At 72.2% G+C, this 19,664-nt stretch carries 5 protein-coding genes; all 5 read right to left on the bottom strand.

The features are described from left to right. Positions 1-76 precede the first annotated feature (76 nt). From U4Z31_RS09050 to U4Z31_RS09070, 5 genes are read right to left on the bottom strand one after another with little or no spacing between them, the layout of a single operon-like run. Positions 77-2,341, bottom strand: coding sequence for a TonB-dependent siderophore receptor (locus tag U4Z31_RS09050; RefSeq protein WP_321810021.1), 2,265 nt, complete (start codon positions 2,339-2,341; stop codon positions 77-79). A 46-nt stretch (positions 2,342-2,387) separates the two neighbouring features. Then, positions 2,388-3,764 (bottom strand): lysine N(6)-hydroxylase/L-ornithine N(5)-oxygenase family protein, encoded by a 1,377-nt coding sequence (locus U4Z31_RS09055; protein ID WP_321810022.1) that lies wholly within the window; start codon positions 3,762-3,764, stop codon positions 2,388-2,390. A gap of 34 nt (positions 3,765-3,798) precedes the next feature. Next, positions 3,799-4,824 carry a GNAT family N-acetyltransferase gene (locus U4Z31_RS09060; RefSeq protein ID WP_321810023.1) on the bottom strand — a complete coding sequence of 342 codons (1,026 nt, stop codon included), beginning with the start codon at positions 4,822-4,824 and terminating at the stop codon, positions 3,799-3,801. Next, positions 4,814-9,817 (bottom strand): non-ribosomal peptide synthetase, encoded by a 5,004-nt coding sequence (locus U4Z31_RS09065; protein WP_321810024.1) that lies wholly within the window; start codon positions 9,815-9,817, stop codon positions 4,814-4,816. Before U4Z31_RS09065 ends, U4Z31_RS09060 begins: the two co-directional genes overlap by 11 nt. A 9-nt stretch (positions 9,818-9,826) precedes the next feature. After that, positions 9,827-19,531, bottom strand: coding sequence for a non-ribosomal peptide synthetase (locus U4Z31_RS09070; protein ID WP_321810139.1), 9,705 nt, complete (start codon positions 19,529-19,531; stop codon positions 9,827-9,829). Positions 19,532-19,664 lie beyond the last annotated feature (133 nt).

Here is a 19,664-nt window from a genome sequence, read left to right on the forward strand (position 1 = left end):
TGGAAAAAACGGACGACGGCGCCGCGGCCCGCCCGCGCCGGCCCGAAGGCCGGCCGGCGCGCCGCGGCGCGCGGCGTCACCAGTTGTATTTCGCGGTGGCGAGCACCGTGCGGTCGGTCCCGAAAATGCAGACGCTCGTCGACTGGCAACCGCTGATGTAGTGGCGGTTGAACAGGTTCGTCCCGTTCACGGCGAAGCGCCAGTTGCGCGTGTCGTAGTGCACGCCCGCGTCGAACAGCGTGTAGCTCGCGACCGTCAGCGAGTTGTCGGCCGCACCGGCCGACGCGCTCTGGTAACGCACGCCGCCGCCCAGGCCGAAGCCCGTGAGCGGCCCCGTGTGCCACGTCCAGTCGGCCCACAGCGACGCCATCTGGCGCGGTCGCGGAATGTCGACCGGCCAGTTGTTCAGCGATGCGTCGTTCGCCTTCACGTTCTTCACGTCCTGGTAGACGTAGGACGCGATCAGCGACAGGTTGCGCGTGAGCTTGCCGGTCGCGTTCAGCTCGATCCCGCGCGAGCGCACTTCGCCCGTCTGGACCGACGTCGTGCCGGACGAATCGAGATTGAGCGGCGTCGACGTGAGCACGTTGGTCTGGTTGATCTGGTAGATCGCCGCGCTCAGCATCAGGTTCTTGCCGGGCGGCTGCCAGCGCAGGCCGGCCTCGATCTGCTTGCCGCGGGTCGGCTGCGGCAGGCCGCCGCCGTACAGGTTCACGCCGATCAGCGGGTTGAACGACGTCGCGTAGCTGACGTACGGCGACAGCCCGTAGTCGCCCTGGTAGGTGAGGCCCACGCGGCCGGTGAACGCACTGATGTCGGCCTTCGACTGCGTGCCGCCCTCGCGGTCGTCCATCCGCTGGTTGACCCAGTCCTCGCGGCCGCCGAGCGTCAGCGTCCAGCGGTTCCACTTGACCTGGTCCTGCACGTACAGCCCGAACGTGTTCATCGTCGTGTACGTGTTGGTGCGGTACGTGGTGTTCGGCGGCGAGAACACGGATAGCGTGACGGGCGTGTAGACCGGGTTGTAGATGTTCAGCGTCGGCGCGGCGGCCAGCCATTCGCTGTCGGTCGCGGTCTGCCGGTTGTACTGGAAGCCGAGCAGCAGCGTGTGCTCGAGCGGCCCCGTGCCGAAGCGGCCCTGCAGGTTGTTGTCGATGTCGAAGCGGCTGTAGTTCGTCTGGAACACGCCGGCCCAGCGGTTGATGTCGGTCAGGCTGCCGTCCGCGAAGCCCGCGCCGAACACCGAGCCGTTGTCGAGCGACAGGTGCATCCAGCGCACGTTCTGCCGGAACGTCCACATCGAATTCAGATTCCGCTCGAACTGGTAGCCGAGCGACCACTGCTTCTTGCGGTAGTAGTTGAAATCCGGATCGCCGCCGTAGACGTCCTTGTCGAGCTGCCCGTTCGGGTTCGGCAACACCGTGCCTTGCGCCGGCAGGAAGTTCGACGAGATGTCGCCCCAGTCCTGCAGGTACGTGGCGGACAGCGTCAGCGACGTGTCCGCGTCCGGACGCCAGCGGAACGACGGCGCGAGCGCGACGCGCTGGTCGTTGTTCGGGCCGGTCAGCGCGTTGCCGTCGCGCGCGACGCCGACGAACCGGTACGCATACTTGCCGTCCGCATCGAGCTTGTCGCCGACGTCGATCATGAACTGCTTGCGCGCATAGTTGCCGAACTGCACGCCGGCTTCGCGCACGCGCTCGCCGTCGGCCGTCTTGGTCTGCACGTCGATGATCGCGCCCGGGTCGCCGGCGCCGTACAGCACCGACGTCGGCCCGCGCAGCACGGTGATGCTGTCGATCATGTACGGATCGACGCGCCAGCTCGACAGGTTCAGCGTGTTCGGCACCTGCAGGCCGTTCACGTAAGCGGTCGGTGTGAAGCCGCGCAGCGCCGCGTACCAGTCGGAACGGTTGTCCGAGCCGTACGACGAGAAACCCGGCACGTAGCGCAGCGCCGCGTTCACGTCGGTCGCGCCGGTCATCTCGATCTGCTGCGCGGTGACGATGTTGATCGTCTGCGGGATTTCGTTGATCGACGTATCGGTCTTGGTGCCGGTCCGGCTGCGCTTCGCGACGAGCCCGACCGTGCCGTCGCCTTGCGAGCCCGCGTTGACGTTGATCGCCGGCAGCGTGCCGGTCGTCGAGCCATTCTGCGCGCCGGTCGACGTGCTTGCCGCCGCACTAGCCGCCGCACCGTTCTGCGCACTGCCGCCCGACACCGCGGCACCTGCGTTCACGGCCGGCGCCGTCTGGGCGTATGCATGCCCTGCCGCCATCCCGAACGCCACGCTCGCCGCGGCTGCGATCGCACGCACACGCGTGCCTGTTGCCCACTCCATCTTTCTCTGCTCCACTTTCTTGATGCGGTCTCCGACCGCGCCTTTGTCAAAGAGCGAAAGCCATGCGGCCCGCGCTCGCCCCGTTTTGGTGTCGTTGTTCATGCAGCGCCCGGACCGCCCCGTCGTCATGGCCGGGTGCGATCCCTTCCTCGAGCGACGCACAGATCTCGTCCGCACGGCGCGCGAGGACCGACAGCAGCGTGTCGGACAGGCCGTGGCTGTCTTCGCAGCAGCCTTGCAGGTAGATGCGCGGCGCGAAGTGCTCGGGCGTCGCGAGCAGGTAGTCGCGCGTGACGTCGCCGCGCGTGAGCGCATCGCCCAGGTGCGGCGCGAGTCCTTCGAGCAGCGCCGAATGCGTGTCGCGCCGGTAGCCGGTCGCCAGCACCAGCGCGTCGAAGCGTTCGACGTGCGTCGCGCCGTTCATCCGGTCGCGCAGCGTCAGCTCGATGCGGCCGTCGGCGGTGCGCACCGCGGCCTCGATCGCGCTGTTCGCGCGCAGCGCGTGACGCGGCGTGCCGTCGATGCGCTGCAGGTACAGCATTTCGTAGATCTGCTCGATCAGCGGCCGGTCGACCACCGCGTAGTTGGTGTCGCGATAGCGCTCGAGCAGCGCGCGGCGCGCGTCGTGCGGTTGCGCATAGACGACGTCGGTGAACGCCGGGCTGAAGATCTCGTTGACGAACGGGCTGTCATCGGCCGGTTTCAGTGCGCCCGCGCGCATCACGAGGCTCGCGTCGACGTGCGGGAAGCGGCGCGCGAGGTCGATGAACACCTCGGCCGCGCTCTGCCCCGCGCCGATCACCGCGACGCGGCGGCGCTCGCCGTCCGGCGACGCGACCAGCCGGTCGATGTCGGTCAGGTAGGACGACGAATGGATCACGCGGTCGCGACCGAGCGCGGCGAACGCGTCCGGCACCGCCGGCGTGCCGCCGACGCCGACCGACAGCGCACGCGTCACGCGCTGGCGTTCGTGGCCGGCCGCATCGCGCGACAACACGCGCAGCGCATCGACGCGCGCGCCGTCGCCGTGAACGGGCTCGATCGCCGTGACGGTTTCGCTGTAGTGGACGTGCTCGTCGAACGCGCCGGCGACCCAGCTCAGGTAGTCGTGGAATTCGACGCGGGTCGGATAGAAGTTCTTCAGGTTGACGAATTCGTTCAGCCGGCCGCGTTCGAACAGATAGTTGATGAACGTGTAGCGGCTCTTCGGATCGCGCATCGTGACGAGATCCTTCAGAAACGAGATCTGCATCCGGCAGTCGTCGAGCAGCATGCCACGGTGCCAGCCGAATTCCGGCTGGCATTCGACGAAGCAATGCGCGAACGGACGCGTGCCGCGGCGTTCCGCGAGGCGCACGGCCAGCGCCAGGTTCGACGGCCCGAAGCCGACGCCGATCAGGTCGAATACGGTTTCTCTCTGCATGTCTCTCAGCTCCCTTGTCGGTGAAACCGGCCCGTCAGACGTGACGGCCGGAGAAGAAGGTCTCGCGCAGCGTGCGCATCCACAGCGGCTGCCCGTTGGCGAGCGCCAGGCGGCGCTGCCGCGCGAAGCCATGCCGCGCGAGGGTATCGACGACCCGCGCGCGGCCGGCCGGGACCGCGCAGCCGACCGCTTCGGTGCGCGGGTCGTCGAGAAACAGGTAATGCACGACGGACGGCAGCCAGCCCGCCACGCAATGCGGGCCGCGCCAGCGCGATGCGCCGACCAGCATCCGCAGCCCGCGGTCGTAGTCGCGTGCGCCGACGTGCGACGCGAGCGGGTCTTCCTTCAGCCAGTACGCCTCGACGTACGCGAACGGTTCGCCGTCGAAGCAGCCGACGAGCGGGCTCACGTGCGGATCGGCATCGGGCGCCGTGCCGTGCGCGCCGGGCTGCGTGCGCGGCCAGCCGTCGCGCACGCGCGGCTCGTCGAACCAATGCGCAAGGCGCGCGGCATCCTCGCCCGGCTGCCAGCCGCGCAGCGTGAAGCGCACGCCGAGCGCCGGCAGGTCGCGCGCATACACGTCGCCGCGCGGCGCGGGCGGCCGGCGCGGATGACGCCGGCCGTCGGTCAGCATCGGCAGCGTCGCGCACGGCAGATGCGCGCCGACGCGCCACAGATCGGCCTGCTGGGCCCAGCCCTCGCGCATGCACCGGCCGCCGTCGGCCAGCACGCCGCTCGCGCGCAGCGCATCGAGCGCGACCGCCGGCCATGCGGCCGGGTCGAGCCGGATCGCCGCGTGGCGCGCGCTGTCCGAAAACGCCGCGGCGAGCGCGGCCAGCAGCGCGCGGCGCTGGTCGGCCGGCGCCGCACGGTGGTTGTAGGCGACGAGGCGCAGCGCGCCGTCGTCGCCGAGTTGCGCACGCAGCAACTGCGCGCCGATGCCGTCGCCCTGTGCGACGCGGATCTCCGTGCCGTCGCGCACCGCGAACAGGCCGTCCGCGAACGCGAGGCGGTACGTATCGAGCAGCGTGAATCCGTCCGGGCGCACTTCAGCCAGCATCGCGCACCTCCAGCCGCGTGTGCGCCGCTGCGTCGAGATGCGTGCCGAGCGCCGCGAGCGTCGGCGACGCGAACACGTCGGCCACCGTCAGCGCGTGCCCGGCGCGGCTCGCCGCATCGACGAACCGCACGACGTCGAACGACGTCGCGCCGGCCTCGAACAGATCGGCATCGGGCGCGGGCGCGGCCGTCGCGAACGTGTCCGACCACAGCGCGGCGAGCGCGGCAGCCGTGTTCGGCACGCGCGATGACGCCGCCGCATGGGTCGCGTTGCCAGCCGGTGCGACCGCGACCGCTGCCGGCGCGGCGAACAGCGCATCGGGCACGCCGAGTGGCGCTTGCGCCGCACCGGCGAAACGCGCGACTTCGTCGTGGTAAAGATCGACGAGCGCATCGACGAAGCGGCCGTCGATCAGTTCGTCCGCATAGGAGAACGCGGCGCTCACGCGGCCGTCCGGATGCTCGACGACGTCCAGCTCCAGCGTGAACACGACGCGATGACGCACGTCGTCGAAGCCGGCGAGCGACAGGCCGGCCCAGTCGCGTGCGGCCGCGCCGGTCGGACGCAGGTAGTTGAACATCACCTGGAACAGCGGATTGGCCCGCGCGGCACGCGGCGCGCGCAGCGCCGCGACGACGTCGGCGAACGGCACGTCCGCACGCGCATACGCGGCGAGCGCCGTATCGCGCACCTGAGCGAGCACGTCGAAACGGCGAGCCGCCGCGTCGATCCGCGTGCGTACGACCACCGAATTGATGAAGAGACCGAGCGCGTCGCGTGCGGCTTCACCCGTGAGTTCGCGCGTCGATGCCAGCACGCCGACCGGCTGGTCGGCCGCGCCGGTCACGCGGAACAGCGCGGTATTGAGCGCCGCATGCAGCAGCATCGGCAACGTCGCGTGCGACGCCGACGCGGCATCGCGCGCGGCACGGATCAGCGACGCGTCGAACTCGAACGCGATGCGCGCCGCACGCCATTGCGGCACGGCCGGCGCGTCGGCGCGCTGCGGCAGCATGGGCGGCGGCAGATCGGCCAGCGCGTCGCGCCAGTACGCGACACGGGCCGGCTGGCACGGCGCGGGCAGCACGAGCAGCGTGTTTTCTGGCGCCGTTGTCGTCGTCGAAGAGGCCCGGGCCGCTTCGCCGCGCACGAGCGCGACATAGCGCGCGCGCACCGCGTCGAGCCACAGCTCGATCGATTCGCCGTCCGACACGATGTGATGGATCGTCACCGACAGCACGTGATCGTCCGCGCCGAGCCGCAGCACGCGGGCGCGCCACAGCGGCGCGTCGGCCGCGAGATCGAACGGCGCGAGCGCATCGGCGCCGGTCAGCGCCGCCGCGCGGGCGAGCGCGTCGGGCAGCGCGGACAGGTCGACGACCGGCAGCGCGACGCTCGCCGCGGCGTCGATCCGCTGGCCCGGCAGCATGCCGTCGCGCGCGACGAGCCGCGTGCGCAGCGCCGGATGCGCGGCCGCGACCGCCGAAAACGCCGCGCGCAGCGCATCGACGTCGAGCGGGCCGCGCACGCGCAGCGCGACCGGAATGTTGTATGCGGCGCTGTCCGGCTGCGCGCGCCACAGGAACCACAGGCCGAGTTGCGCGGGCGACAGCGGCCACACGCCGAGCGCATCGGGCTTCGCCATCGCGACGCCCGGCGCCGCGGCGCCGGCGTGCGCGGCGCGCGGCGCGTCAGCCACCTGGCGCGCGTATTGCGCGAGCACCGGCGCTTCGAACAGCGCGCGCACCGGCACGTCGCGGCCGAGCCGCTCGGCAACGCGCGTCGCGACGCGCACCGCCGCCAGCGAATGGCCGCCGAGTTCGAAGAAGTGATCGCCGCGGCCGACGCGCTCGACGTTCAGCACGTCGCGCCAGATCGCCGCGAGCGCGGTTTCGTCGCCGTCGTGCGGCGCCTCGTAAGCGCGTTCGACGCGCACCGGCGCCGGCAGCCGCGCCCGATCGACCTTGCTGTTCGCGTTGCGCGGCAGCGCGTCGAGCACGATCAGCTGCGCGGGCACCATGTAGTCGGGCAGCGTGCGGCGCAGATGTGCGTCGAGCGTCGCGGCCTCCACCGGTTGCGCGGCCGCCTGCGCGTCGGCGGTCAGTTCGACGTACGCGACGAGCTGCGCCTGCGCGCCCTGCCCGTGCACGACCGCGCACGCTTCGCGCACCGCATCGTGCGCGGCCAGCTGGGCCTCGATCTCGCCGAGTTCGATGCGCAGCCCGCGCAGCTTCACCTGGTGATCGACGCGGCCGATGAAGTCGAATACGCCGTCCGCGCGCCGCCGCACGAGGTCGCCCGTGCGATACAGGCGTGCGCCCGGCGCGCCGTACGGATCGGGCACGAAGCGCTCGGCCGTCAGCGCGGGACGGTCGAGATAGCCGCGCGCGACGCCGATCCCCTCGCCGCCGAGGTACAGCTCGCCGATCACGCCGACCGGCAGCGGATGCAGCCGCGCGTCGAGCACGTGCGCGGTGCGCGCGCCGACCAGCGTGCCGATCGGCAGGTACGCGGCGTCGCCGAGCGTCGCGAGATCGTCGCCGGGACGGAACATCCACAGCGTCGGCGTGATCACGGTCTCGGTCGGGCCGTAGCCGTTGACCACGCGCACGTTCGGCATCGCGCGGCGCAACATCGCGAACGCTTCGCGCGACGTCGCCTCGCCGCCGACGGTCAGCGAGCGCAGCGTCGGCGGCGCGCCGTGCGCGAGCGCCCATTCGGCGAGCTGCGCGGCGCAGCCGGGCGGCACGTAGGTCATCGTCACGCCGTCGCGAATCATCATCGCGCAGGTCTGCGCGGGCGGCCAAAGCACGTCGGCCGTCACCGACACGGCGGCACCCGACAGGTACTGCGAAAACCAGCCTTCGTGCGCGCCATCGAAGTTGACCGACTGGAACAGCAGGAACACGTCGTGCTCGCCCGCGCCGTAGCGCTCGGCGATCGCCGCGCAATGCCGCGCGAACGCCGCGTGATCGACGATCACGCCCTTCGGCTTGCCGGTCGAGCCGGACGTGTAGATCGCGTACGCCGCATGGCCGGGCAGCACGTCCGGCAGCGCGACGTCCGCGGCTTCGTCGAGCGCGTCCACTTCGTCCGCGCGCCAGACGCGCAGCGCCGGTAGCTCGGGCAGCGACGCGGCGCTCGCGGCGTCGGTCAGCACGTGCGCGATGCCCGCGTCGCCGACGATCTGCGCGAGCCGTTCGCGCGGATGCGCCGGATCGAGCGGCACGAACGCGGCGCCCGACTTCAGCACCGCGATCAGCGCGACCAGCAGGTCGACCGAGCGCTGCAGCGCGACGCCGACGCGCATTTCCGGCTGCACCCCGGCGGCGACGAGGTTGCGCGCGATGCGGGCCGCGCGCGCGTCGACCTCGCCGCGCGTCAGCGCGCGATCGATGTCGGCGACGCCGCGTGCGTCGGGCCGTGCGTGCGCGTGCGCGGCGATCCGTGCATGCACCGGCACGAACGGTTCGGCTTCGGCCGCGCCTGCCGGCGCATTCCACGCGAAGAGTTGTGCGAGCTCGTCGGCCGACAGCCAGTCGAGATCGCCGATCGGCATGTCGGGGCGCGCGAGCGCATCGCCGAGCAGCGCGACGAAGCGCGCGGCCAGCCGCGCGATCGCGTCGCCGTCGAACAGGTCGAGCGCGTAGATGAATGCGGCGTCGAACGTGCCGTCGGGCGTCGCCTCGACGGCAAGCGTCAGGTCGAATTTCGCGGAAGGCGTGCCGGACGGCAGCAAGGTTGCCGATGCCGCGCCCAGCGCCGGCAGCGCGCGGCGCTCGCCGTATGCGGCCATCACCTGGAACAGCGGATGGTGGCTGGCGCTACGCGGCACGCCGAGCGCGTCGACGACCTGCTCGAACGGCACGTCCTGATGCATCTGCGCATCGACGAGCGCGCGCTGCGTGCGCGCGACCAGCGACGCGAAATCGCCGTGCGCGGGCACGTCGACATCGATCGCGAGCGTGTTGACGAAAAAGCCGATCAGGCCGGCCGTTTCCGCGCGCTCGCGGTTCGCGGCCGGCACGCCGACGCAGATCCGCGCATCGCCGGTCGCGCGCGCGAGCAGCGCGTCGAGCGCCGCGAGCAGCACCGCGAACGGCGTCGCGCCCGACGCGGCCGCGAACGCGCGCAGCCGCGCGCCGGTGTGTGCGTCGAGGGAAAACACGTGACGCGCGCCGCGTGCGCTGCGGCGCGCCGGCCGCGCTGCGGCACCGGGCAGCGTCAGCACGCCGCGTTGCGGGTCGAGGCGCTCGCGCCAGAACGCCAGCTGCCGATCGCGCTCGCCGGCATCGAGCCAGCGGCGCTGCCACAGCGCATAGTCCGCATACTGGATCGGCAGCGGCGAGAGCGGCACCGGCGCGCCCGACGCATACGCGCGATAGAACGCCGCGAGTTCGAACCGCATCACGTCCGACGACCAGCCGTCCGACACGATGTGGTGAACGGTCAGCGCGAGCCAGTGATGCGTCGCGTCGAGACGGATCAGGTGTGCGCGCATGAGCGGCGCCGCGCCGAGATCGAACGCGGCGGCTTCGTCGGCGGTCGCGATGCTTTCGGCGCGTGCCATGCGCTGCGCGTCGGGCAGCGCTTCGAGACCGGTCTCACGCCACGGGCAGCGCAGCGGCGGATGGATCGTCTGCGCGACGCCGTCCTCCGCTTCGTCGAAGGTCGTGCGCAGCGACTCATGCCGCGCGATCAGCGCATCACACGCGAGCCGCAGCGCGTGCACGTCGAGCGGGCCCGTCAGCGCGAGCCGCTCGGTGATGTGATACGCGTCCGGCGCGTCGATCAGCCGCGCGTGCAGCCACAGCCGCGTCTGCGCGAACGATGCCGGCAGACGGTCGCCGCGCGGCGTGCGCGGCGGGATCGGCAGCATGCGAAAGTCGATGCCGGCCGCGCCGAGCTTGTCGATGAACACCGCGCGCTGCGCGTCGGGCAATTGCGCGAAACGCGTCGCGAGTGCGAGCCAGTCGGGTTGCATCCTCGTCATCCGTCGTCCTTATTGGGTTTCCAGTTCGCCGAGCAGCGCGTCGATCGCGCTCGCCGCGTCGGTCGCGCCGCGTGCCGCGCAGGCCGCATCGATCGCGTCCGCGCAGCGTGCGAGCGTGCGGGTGTCGAACAGCGTGCGCAGCGGCAGCGCGAGGCCCCAGTGCAGGTTCGCCTGCGCATGGGCTTGCGTCGCGAGCAGCGAGTGGCCGCCGAGCAGGAAGAAATCGTCGTCGCGGCCGATCGCGTCGACGTGCAGCACGCGTTGCCAGATCGCCGCGAGCGCGCGCTCCGTGTCGGTCGCGAGTTCGCTGGCCGCGGCCGCCTCGCGCACCGGTGCGGGCAACGCATGGCGGTCGCACTTGCCGTTCGGCGTGACCGGCAGCGCGTCGAGTTCGATCAGCTGCGACGGCACCATGTAGGCCGGCAACTGCGCGCGCAGCGAATCCAGCAGGGCCGCACGGTCGAGCGGCCCTGCGTCGCCGCGTGCGACATAGCCGATCAGCTGCTCGTCGCGCACGATCACGACCGCGTCGTGCACGCCGGGCGCCGTGCGCAGCAGCGCCTCGATTTCGCCCGGCTCGATCCGCTGGCCGCGCAGCTTCACCTGCGTGTCGACGCGGCCGAGGTAGTCGAGCGCGCCGTCGGCGCGACGCCGTGCGAGGTCGCCGGTGCGATACATGCGCGCGCCCGGCACGAACGGATCGGGCACGAAACGCTCGGCGGTCAGCCCCGGGCGGCCGAGATAGCCGCGCGCGAGCCCCGCGCCGGCCAGATACAGTTCGCCGGTCGCGCCGGCCGGCACCGGCTGCCAGGCCGCGTCGAGCACGTGCAGCTGCAGGTTCGCGATCGGATGACCGATCGGCACCGCGAATGCGTTGGCGTCGTCGGGGCCGCAGGTCCAGTGCGACACGTCGATCGCGGCTTCCGTCGGCCCGTACAGGTTCACGAGCGTCGCGTTCGGCACGAGCCGCGCGACCTTCGCGACGAGTTCCGGCGCGAGCGCCTCGCCGCTCGCGACGATCAGGCGCACGCTGTCGCATTGCGCGGCGGCCTGGAAATCGTCGAGATACGCGGCGAACGCGGCCAGCATCGACGGCACGAAGTGCAGCACCGTCACGCCGTGCGCATGGATCGCGGCCGCGAGGCGGGCCGGATCGCGGTGGTCGCCGGGCGCGGCGATCGCGAGCTTCGCGCCGATCGCGAGCGGCCACACGAATTCCCATACCGACACGTCGAAGCCGAACGGCGTCTTGTGCAGCACGACGTCGTCGCGCGTGAGCCGGTACGCGTGCTGCATCCACGCGATCCGGTTCGCGAGCGCGCCGTGCGAGTTGCCGGCGCCCTTCGGCTTGCCGGTCGAGCCGGACGTGTAGATCAGGTATGCGAGCTGGGCGGCGTCGATGTCGGTGGCGACGCCGGCGGCATCGCCCGCTTCGCCGTGCTCGCCGCCATCGTTCGCGTCATCGGCGAGCAGATCGGCGACCGTCAGCAACTGCGTCGTCGCATCGTCGCCGAGCGCGGCCTCGACTCGCGCGCGCAGATGGGCCTGCGTGATCGCGACCGCGGGCCGCGCGTCGCGCAGCAGGTACGCGATGCGCTCGGCCGGATAGTCGGGGTCGACCGGCAGGTACGCGGCGCCTGCCTTCAGCACCCCGACGAGCGCCGTCACCATGTCGAACGAACGCTCGACGCACAGCGCGACCGGCGTGTCGGGCTGCACGCCGCGCCGGCGCAAGGCGGCGGCGACGCGTGTCGTGTTCCGGTCGAGTTCGCGATAGGTCGCGCGTTGCACGTTACCTTGCGCATCTGCATATTCGAGTGCGATCGCATCGGGCGTTGCGCGTGCGGCGTCCGCGAATTGCAGATGCAGCGGTTGCCGTTGCGCGTCCGGCCAGCTCCGTGCGGTGTCCTGCGCGCGGGCCAGCGCGTCGCGCGTCGCGTCGTCGGCGATCGACAGCGTGCCGAGCAGCGCGTCGGGCGTGCGGGCCAGCGCATCGAGCGCGCACGCGAACGCGCGGTGCCAGGTCTCGACCTGGCGCGCATCGACGCGCGCGGTGTCGTAGCCGTAGTCGATCGTCAGCTCGGCGCCGCTTTCGATCACGAGCGTCAGCGCGAAATCGGTCGACTCGATGCTGCGCACGCCGCTCAGCGCGAGCGCACGCGGATCGGCATCGCGCGCCGTGTCGTCGACCGGGTAGTTCTCGAACACGACCAGCGTGTCGAACAGTGCGCCGCCGGCGCCGCGCGCCCAGCGCTGGATGTCGGCGAGCGGCGTATGCGCATGCTCGGCGGCCGCCGCGTTCTCGCGCTGCAAACCTTGCAGCCAGTCGGCCGCGCGTTGTTGCGGCGCGGGCGCCGTGATCACCGGCAGCGTGTTGATGAAGAGGCCGAGCACCGTATCGACGTCCGCGAGCGCATCGGGACGGCCCGCGACGGTCGCGCCGAACGCGACGGCCGGCTGGTGCGTCATGCGCTGCAGCGCGAGCGCCCACGCGCCCTGCACCAGCGTGTTGACGGTCAGCTTCAGCGCGCGCGCCGTGTGCGCGATACGCGTCGTCGCGGCCGCGTCGATCGTCGCGCGCCACGTGACCATCTCGGCGTCCGCGCGGTCGGCCACACGCTCGGCGATCAGCGTCGGCGCGTCGAGGCGCGCGAGCCGCCCGGTCCAGAAGCGTTCGTCGGCGTCGCGGTCGCGCGTGCCGAGCCACGCGATGAAGTCGCGATAGCGCAGCGCCGGGCGGCTCGCGAACGGCGACACCGCATCGGGGTCGCGATAGTCGCGCAGCACGTCCGCGAGCAGGCGCGCGGTGCTCCAGCCGTCGAGCAGCACATGGTGGCGCGTCCACACGACGCGCCACGCGTCGTCCGTTACGCGGATCAGCGTGAGCCGCATCAGCGGCGGCTCGCGCCAGTCGAAGCCGCGTGCGCGGTCGGCCGCGAGCCACGCGTCGAAGTCGGCGTCGAGCGTGTCGCCGCGCGTACGCCAGTCGAGTTGCTCGACCGGCATCCGCGCATGGCGATGCACGCATTGCAGCGGTGCGGCCTCGTCGGGCATCACGCTGGTGCGCAGGATGTCGTGACGTGCGACCGAGGCGGCGAACGCGGCCGCGAGCCGGTCGGTATCGAGCGCCGTCGCGGTCGCGACGAGCTGGTTCACGTAGCTCGCATGACCGGGCGCGAACAGCGCATGGAACAGGATCCCCTGCTGCATCGGCGACAACGGATACACGTCGTCGATCGTGCGCCAGTCGAGCGGCGCGCGCTCGATCGCGGCCTGCGTGAGGCCGGCGGCCTGCGCGAGCGGGAAGTCGCCTGGCGTCGCGCCGCCGCCGCGATGCGCGACACGCGATGCGCATGCGTCGGCGAGTTCGCGCAGTGCGGCCGCATAGCGTTCCGCGAGCGCATCGATCGTCGCGCGCTCGAACTGCGGCGCGCCGTATACCCAGTGAACCTTCAGCGTGCGCGCGCCGTCGCGGTCGGTATCGAGGTATGCATGGATCGCGAGCGTGTTGCCGAGCGGCCCGTGCGGGTCGCGCTCGATGCCGGTGCCGCCGAAGCGCGGCACGAGCGCTGCGTCGCGCGGCGCGTCGAACTGGCCGAGATAGTTGAACGTGACGCGCGGACGCGGCACGGCGGCCAGCGCCGCACGCGTCGCCGCGTCGCCGTAATGCGCGAGCACGCCGAAGCCGAGCCCCTTGTGCGGCACCGCGCGCAGCGTGTCCTTGACCGCGCACAGCGTGTCGCGCGCGGTGGCTTCGACCGGCAGCGTGACCGGATAGTGGCTCGTCAGCCAGCCGATCGTGCGGCTCGCGTCCGCATCGTCGAACAGCGGCTCGCGGCCATGCCCTTCGAGTTCGACGCGGCACGACGCGGCGCCGTCGGCACCGGCCAGCGCCAACGCGAGCGCCGCGCCCAGCAGTTCGATCGTCTGCGTGCGATACGCGGCGTGCGCGTCGGTCAGCGCGGCGCGGGTCAATGCCGCGTCGATGGTCTGCACGACGACCGCCGCGTCGGCGTTCGTCGCCGGTGCGTCGGGATGATCGGGCACCAGGTCGTCGCCCTGTGCCATGCCGGCCCAGTAAGCCGCTTCAGCGGCGAACGGCGATGCCGGCTCCGTCGCGGCACGCGCGAGGCGCGCGGCCCACGCATCCGCGCGCAGGCCCGGCTGCGATAGGCGAACGGGCGTGCGCTCGCATGCGGCGCGATACGCGGCGTCGAGGTCGTCGAGCAGGATGCGCCACGACACGCCGTCGACGATCGCGTGGTGAATCGCCAGATACAGCCGCGCCGCGCCGTCCGGCAGCCGCGCCGCGCATGCGCACGCGAGCGGCCCGCGGCCGAGGTCGAGGCGACGCTGCAACGCGTCGAAGCGCGCCAGTGCGTCTGCTTCGTCGCGCGCGGCGACTTCGACGAACGGCAGCGCGTCGTAGGGTTTCGGCGCATCGCTCGCGCGCCACTTGCCGTCCGCGCCACGCGCGAAGCGCTGGCGGAATGCGTCGTGATGGGTGAGCAACGCGTCGAATGCACGCGCGAATGCGTCGGCGTCGAACGGACCGCGCACGTCGAACGCGACCGACTGGTTCCAGTGGCCCGGATGCGGCACGTCGAGCGCGAAGAAGCGCTGCTGTGCAGGCGTCAGGACCGCTGCGGAAACCTTTGCGGACCGAGACGGCGCGGTCGATGTCGATGTCGTTGCGGCGGCAACGTCCTCGATCTTCGCGATGCGCGCGAGTTCGGCGACCGTCGGGCCGTCGAACAGCTGCTTCGGCGTGAAGCGCACGCCACGCTTGCGGGCGCGTGCGATCACCTGCAGCACGAGGATCGAATCGCCGCCGAGCTCGAAGAAATTGTCGTCGCGGCCGACGTGCGGCGCCTTCAGCACCGCTTGCCAGACTTCGGCGAGCGCCGTTTCGACCAGCCCCTGCGGCGCATCGCCGGCGGCCACCGCCACCGGCGCGGCGGCCAGTTCGCGCAGCGCCGCGCGATCGAGCTTGCCGTTCGCGGTCACCGGCAGGCGTGCGAGCACGACGAACTGCGCGGGCACCATATAGTCGGGCAACGTCGCGCCGAGCGCCACGCGCACGGCCGCTTCGTCGAATGCCGCGCCGTCGCGCATCACGACGAACGTGGCGAGCCGCAGGCGGGCGTCGTGCTCGATCGCGAGCGTTTCGGCCTGCGCGATCGGGCCGGCCGCGCGTACCGCCGCGCTCACCTCGCCCGGCTCGACGCGATAGCCGCGAATCTTCACCTGGTCGTCGATGCGGCCGAGGAACGCGAGACGGCCGTCCGCGCGCAGGCGCACGCGGTCGCCGGTTCGATACAGGCGCGCACCGGCCGCGAACGGATCGGGCACGAAGCGCTCGGCGGTCTGCGCGGGCCGGTTCAGGTAGCCGCGCGCCACGCCCGGCCCGCCCAGATACAGTTCGCCCGCCGCGCCGGCCGGCACGCACGCGCCGAATGCGTCGAGCACGAGCGCGCGCGCATTCGGCAGCGGGCCGCCGAGCGGCACGCCGCTCGCGGGATCGCGCGCATCGGCGGCGATCGACGCGGTGTCGCACGCGATCGCGCCGACGGTCGCCTCGGTCGGCCCGTAATGGTTGATCACGCGGCAGGCCGGCGCGAGCGCGGCGATTCGCGCGACGAGCGCCCACGTCAGCGTTTCGCCGCCGGTCACGAGCGCATGGCGCGGCAGCACGTCGGCCGGCACGCGCGCGTCGAGCAGCGCCTGCAGGTGGCTCGGCACGATCTTCAGCACGCCGACGTCGCGGCGGCGCATCTCGTCGGCGAACAGGTCCGGATCGAACGCGCACGCGGCCGGCAGCAGGTGCAGCGTGCGGCCCGCGCACAGCGCGCCGAACAGCGTCGTGTGGCCGAGGTCGGCGGCGACGGTCGACACCATCGCGAAGGACGCGTCCGGTGCGAACGCGAGTTCGTCGAGCATCCCCTGCACGTAGTCGGCCAGTGCGCCGTGCGACACGACGACACCCTTCGGCGTGCCGGTCGAACCCGACGTATAGATCAGGTACGCGCCCTGTTCCGGATGCGGCGCGACGCGGATGCCGGCCGCATGCGCGAGCGTCGCGTCCTGCGCGAGCGTGTCGACGTCGAGCGGCTGTGCGGCGCTGTCGGCCGGCCACGCGGCCCCGTCCGGCTGCTGCGCGACGAGCGCCCAGCGCGCGCCGCAATCGGCGGCCGCGGCCACGAGGCGCGCGGCCGGCTGGGCCGGGTCGAGCAGCACGGCCAGCGCGCCGGCCTTCAGTGCGCCGAGCAGGCCGACGACGAAGCGGGCCGAGCGCTCGATGCAGACGATGACGGGTGCTTCGGCCGTCGCGCCGCGCAGTTTCAGCGCATGTGCGATACGGTTCGACGCATCGTCGAGTTCGGCGAACGTCAGCGACGCCGACGCATCGGCGAGTGCGACGCGATGCGGATACGCGGCGGCCTGCCGCGCGAACGCGGCGACGATGTCGGCGTGTTCGATCTGCAACTCACGGCCGTCGCGCGGCTGGCGCGATGCCGGCGACGCATCGCACGGCAGCGCGGCCGTCGCGCGGTGCGGTTCATGTGCGGCGGACGCGACGAGCGCCGCATAGCTGTCGAGCCATGCGCGCGCGGTGTCGGCTTCGATGCAGTCGGTCGCGTAGGCGGCGACGAGTTCGATCCCGTGCGCGTCGTCGGTGAAATCAAGCGCGAAGTCGAAGCGCGCGGCGAGATCGGGCCCCGGCGTCGCAACGGCGGTCGCGCCCGGCAGCACGCTGTCGTGCCGCGCATCGAACTGCTGCGCGAATTTCACGCGCAGCCATTCGTCGCCGCGCCGGACGGGCGGTTTCACCGCATCGACGACGCGCTCGAACGGCACGTCCTGGTGAGCGACCGCATCGAGTGCCGCCGTGCGCGCCGCGTCGACCAGCGCGCGAAACGGCAGCGTCGGCGCCACCCGCACGCGCAGCGCGACCGTGTTCAGGAACAGGCCGAGCAGCGCGCGGGTTTCCGGCCGCTGCCGATGCGCGACCGGCACCGCGACGACCACGTCGGTCTCGCCGGTCAGGCGCGACAGCCATGCGTCGAGCGCGGCCAGCAGCACCGTGAAGACCGTGGCCTGCGCGTCGCGCGCGAGACGCCGGACGTCGGCCGCGACCGCGTCGGGCAGGCGAACCGACACGCGTGCGCCCTGCAGCGTGCGCGTCGCACCCGGCTTCCGATCGACCGGCAGCGCGAGCGGGCCCGGCACGTCGCGCAAGGCGTCGCGCCAGTAATCGAGCTGACGCTCGCCTTCGCCGCCGGCGAGCATGTCGCGCTGCCAGTCCGCATAGTCGGCGTACTGGATCGGCAGTTGCGGCAACGACGGTTCGCGGCCTTCCGCATACGCACGGTACGCGGCCGACAATTCGTCGAATGCGCAGCGCGAGCTCCAGCCGTCGGTGATCGCGTGGTGCGCGGTCAGCAGCAGCCGGTGGCGCTCGTCGGCGAGCACGACGAGCGTCGCGCGCAGCAGCGGCCCGTTCGACAGATCGAACGGTGCGCCCGCGTCGCGCTCGGCGATACGCGCGGCTTGCGCGTCGCGTGCGGCCGGCGGCTGGTCGCGCAAGTCGAGCGTCGCGATCGTAACCGGCAGATGGGCATGGATGCGTTGCATCACGATGCCGTCGTCATTGTCGACGAGCGTCGTGCGCCACGCGTCGTGCCGCCCGATCACGTGATCGAGCGCGCGCTGCAGCGCAGCGCGGTCGAGCGCACCGTCGATCGTCCAGTGCGCGGCGATGTGATACGCGGCGCTGGCGTCGCGCGTTTGCGCGAGCACCCAGAAGCGTTGCTGTGCGAGCGATGCGGCACGATCGACATACGGGGCGCCCGATGCGGCGGCTTCGTCCGGTGCACGGCGTGCGGCAATCGCGGCCAGCGGCTCGCCCGTTTCGCGCTCCGCCTGATCGACGTGCGCGGCCAGCTCGGCCAGTGCCGGATCGGCGAACAGCGTGTCGAGCCGCAGGTTCACGCGCAACGCGGCGCGGATCGCGGCCTGCAGCTGCATCGCGGCGAGCGAATCGGCGCCCAGCGCGAAGAAGCGGTCGTCGCGCGACGGCGTCGCGTCGAGGCCGAGCAGCGTCTGCCAGAAGCCGGCGATTCGCGCTTCGGTCGGCGTGCGCGGCGCGGCGCCGGCGGGTGCTTCGGCGTCGCGAGCGGCGGCGCTGCGCTCGCGCAGCGCGGCACGGTCGAGCTTGCCGTTCAGCGTGTACGGCAGCGCATCGCAGCGCACGAAGCGGTGCGGCTGCCACGCGGCGGGCAATTGCGCGCCCACGTGCGCCTTCAGCGCCGCATCGTCGACGGCCGAGCGCAGCGCGACGCACGCGATCAGCCGCGTCGGCCCGTTGCCGGCTTCGGCGATCACGGCCGCGTCGGCCACTGCCGGATGCGTGCGCAGGCATGCGGCGATTTCCGCGGGCTCCACACGCACGCCGCGCACCTGGACCTGATCGTCGAGGCGGCCGAGATAATCGAACGCACCGTCGGCGCGCAGGCGTGCAAGATCGCCGGTGCGATAGACGCGGGCACCGGGCTCGCCGTGCGCATCGGGAATGAAGCGTTCGGCCGTCAGCGCCGGGCGGCCGTGATAGCCGCGCGCGAGACACACGCCGCCGAGCAGCAGCTCGCCGCCCTCGCCCGCGTCATTCGGCTCGCCGGCCGCGTCGCCGTCGATGCGCGCGACACGCGGGCCGATCGCGCGACCGATCGGCAGCGACGCATACGCATCGTCCGCTGCCAGCGCGGGCATTTCACCCGGCTCGACCGGCCACAGCATCGGCGAGATCACGGCCTCGGTCGGCCCGTAGCCGTTGATCAGGCGTACCGACGGGAACGTACGGCGCACGAATTCGAATGCCTGTTGCGGCAGCGCTTCGCCGCCGAACGCGAGCACGCGCAAGGCCGGCGGCACGCCGTCGCGCGCGGCGATGGCGGCGAATTCGCGCAGGTAGGCCGGCGGGAACGCGGCGACGCTGACCGCTTCGCGCACCATCAGCGCATGCGCGGCGTCCGGCGCGAACGGTTGCGGCGGCGCGATCGTCACGCTCGCGCCAACCGCGAGCGGCGCGAGCCAGCATTCGTGCGCGGCATCGAAATTGACCGACGCGAAATGCAGCAGGCGGTCGCCGCCCGCGATCGGCAGCGCGGCCGCGAGCGCATCGCAATGCGCGGCGAGCGGCCCGTGCTCGACGACCACCGCCTTCGGCGTGCCGGTCGAGCCCGACGTATAGATCATGTAGGCGGCCGAGCGCGGATGAACGGGCACGTCCTCGTCGTCGATGCCGGCAGCTGCCTCCGCGGAGCTTGCGTCGAACGCGTGTTCGAACGACGCGCCGAGCGCCGCGCGGCCGGCCGCATCGACGACGCCGTGCCGCAGTTGCGCATCGCGGACGATCCAGTCGAGGCGCGCGGCCGGATGACGCGGATCGAGCGGCACGAATACGCCGCCCGCCTTCAGCACGGCGAGCAGCGCGACGAACAGCTCGCACGAGCGCTCGACGCAGACACCCACCCGCACTTCCGCGCCGACACCGGCCGCGCGCAGTTGGCGGGCAAGGTGCGACGCACGCGCGTCGAGCGCGCCGCGCGACAGGCGCAGGTCGTTCTGGAAAGGCGCGGCGAGCGCGGGCGCGTCGGGCGCGCGGCGCGCCAGTTCGCGGATTCGGTGATGCAACGCAGTCGGGAAACTCGTCATGTGCGTGAAGTCCTTCGGTCCGGCCGCTTCGGCCAAGTCTCGGGGCCGCATGGGGCGGCTTCACTGGTGTGACGAACGGCGCGGCCGATTTTTTACCGTTTTGCGTGCAAAGCCGGCACGGATGCATTTTTTG

The organism is Burkholderia sp. BCC1985 (assembly GCF_905339915.1).
Lineage (GTDB): Bacteria > Pseudomonadota > Gammaproteobacteria > Burkholderiales > Burkholderiaceae > Burkholderia.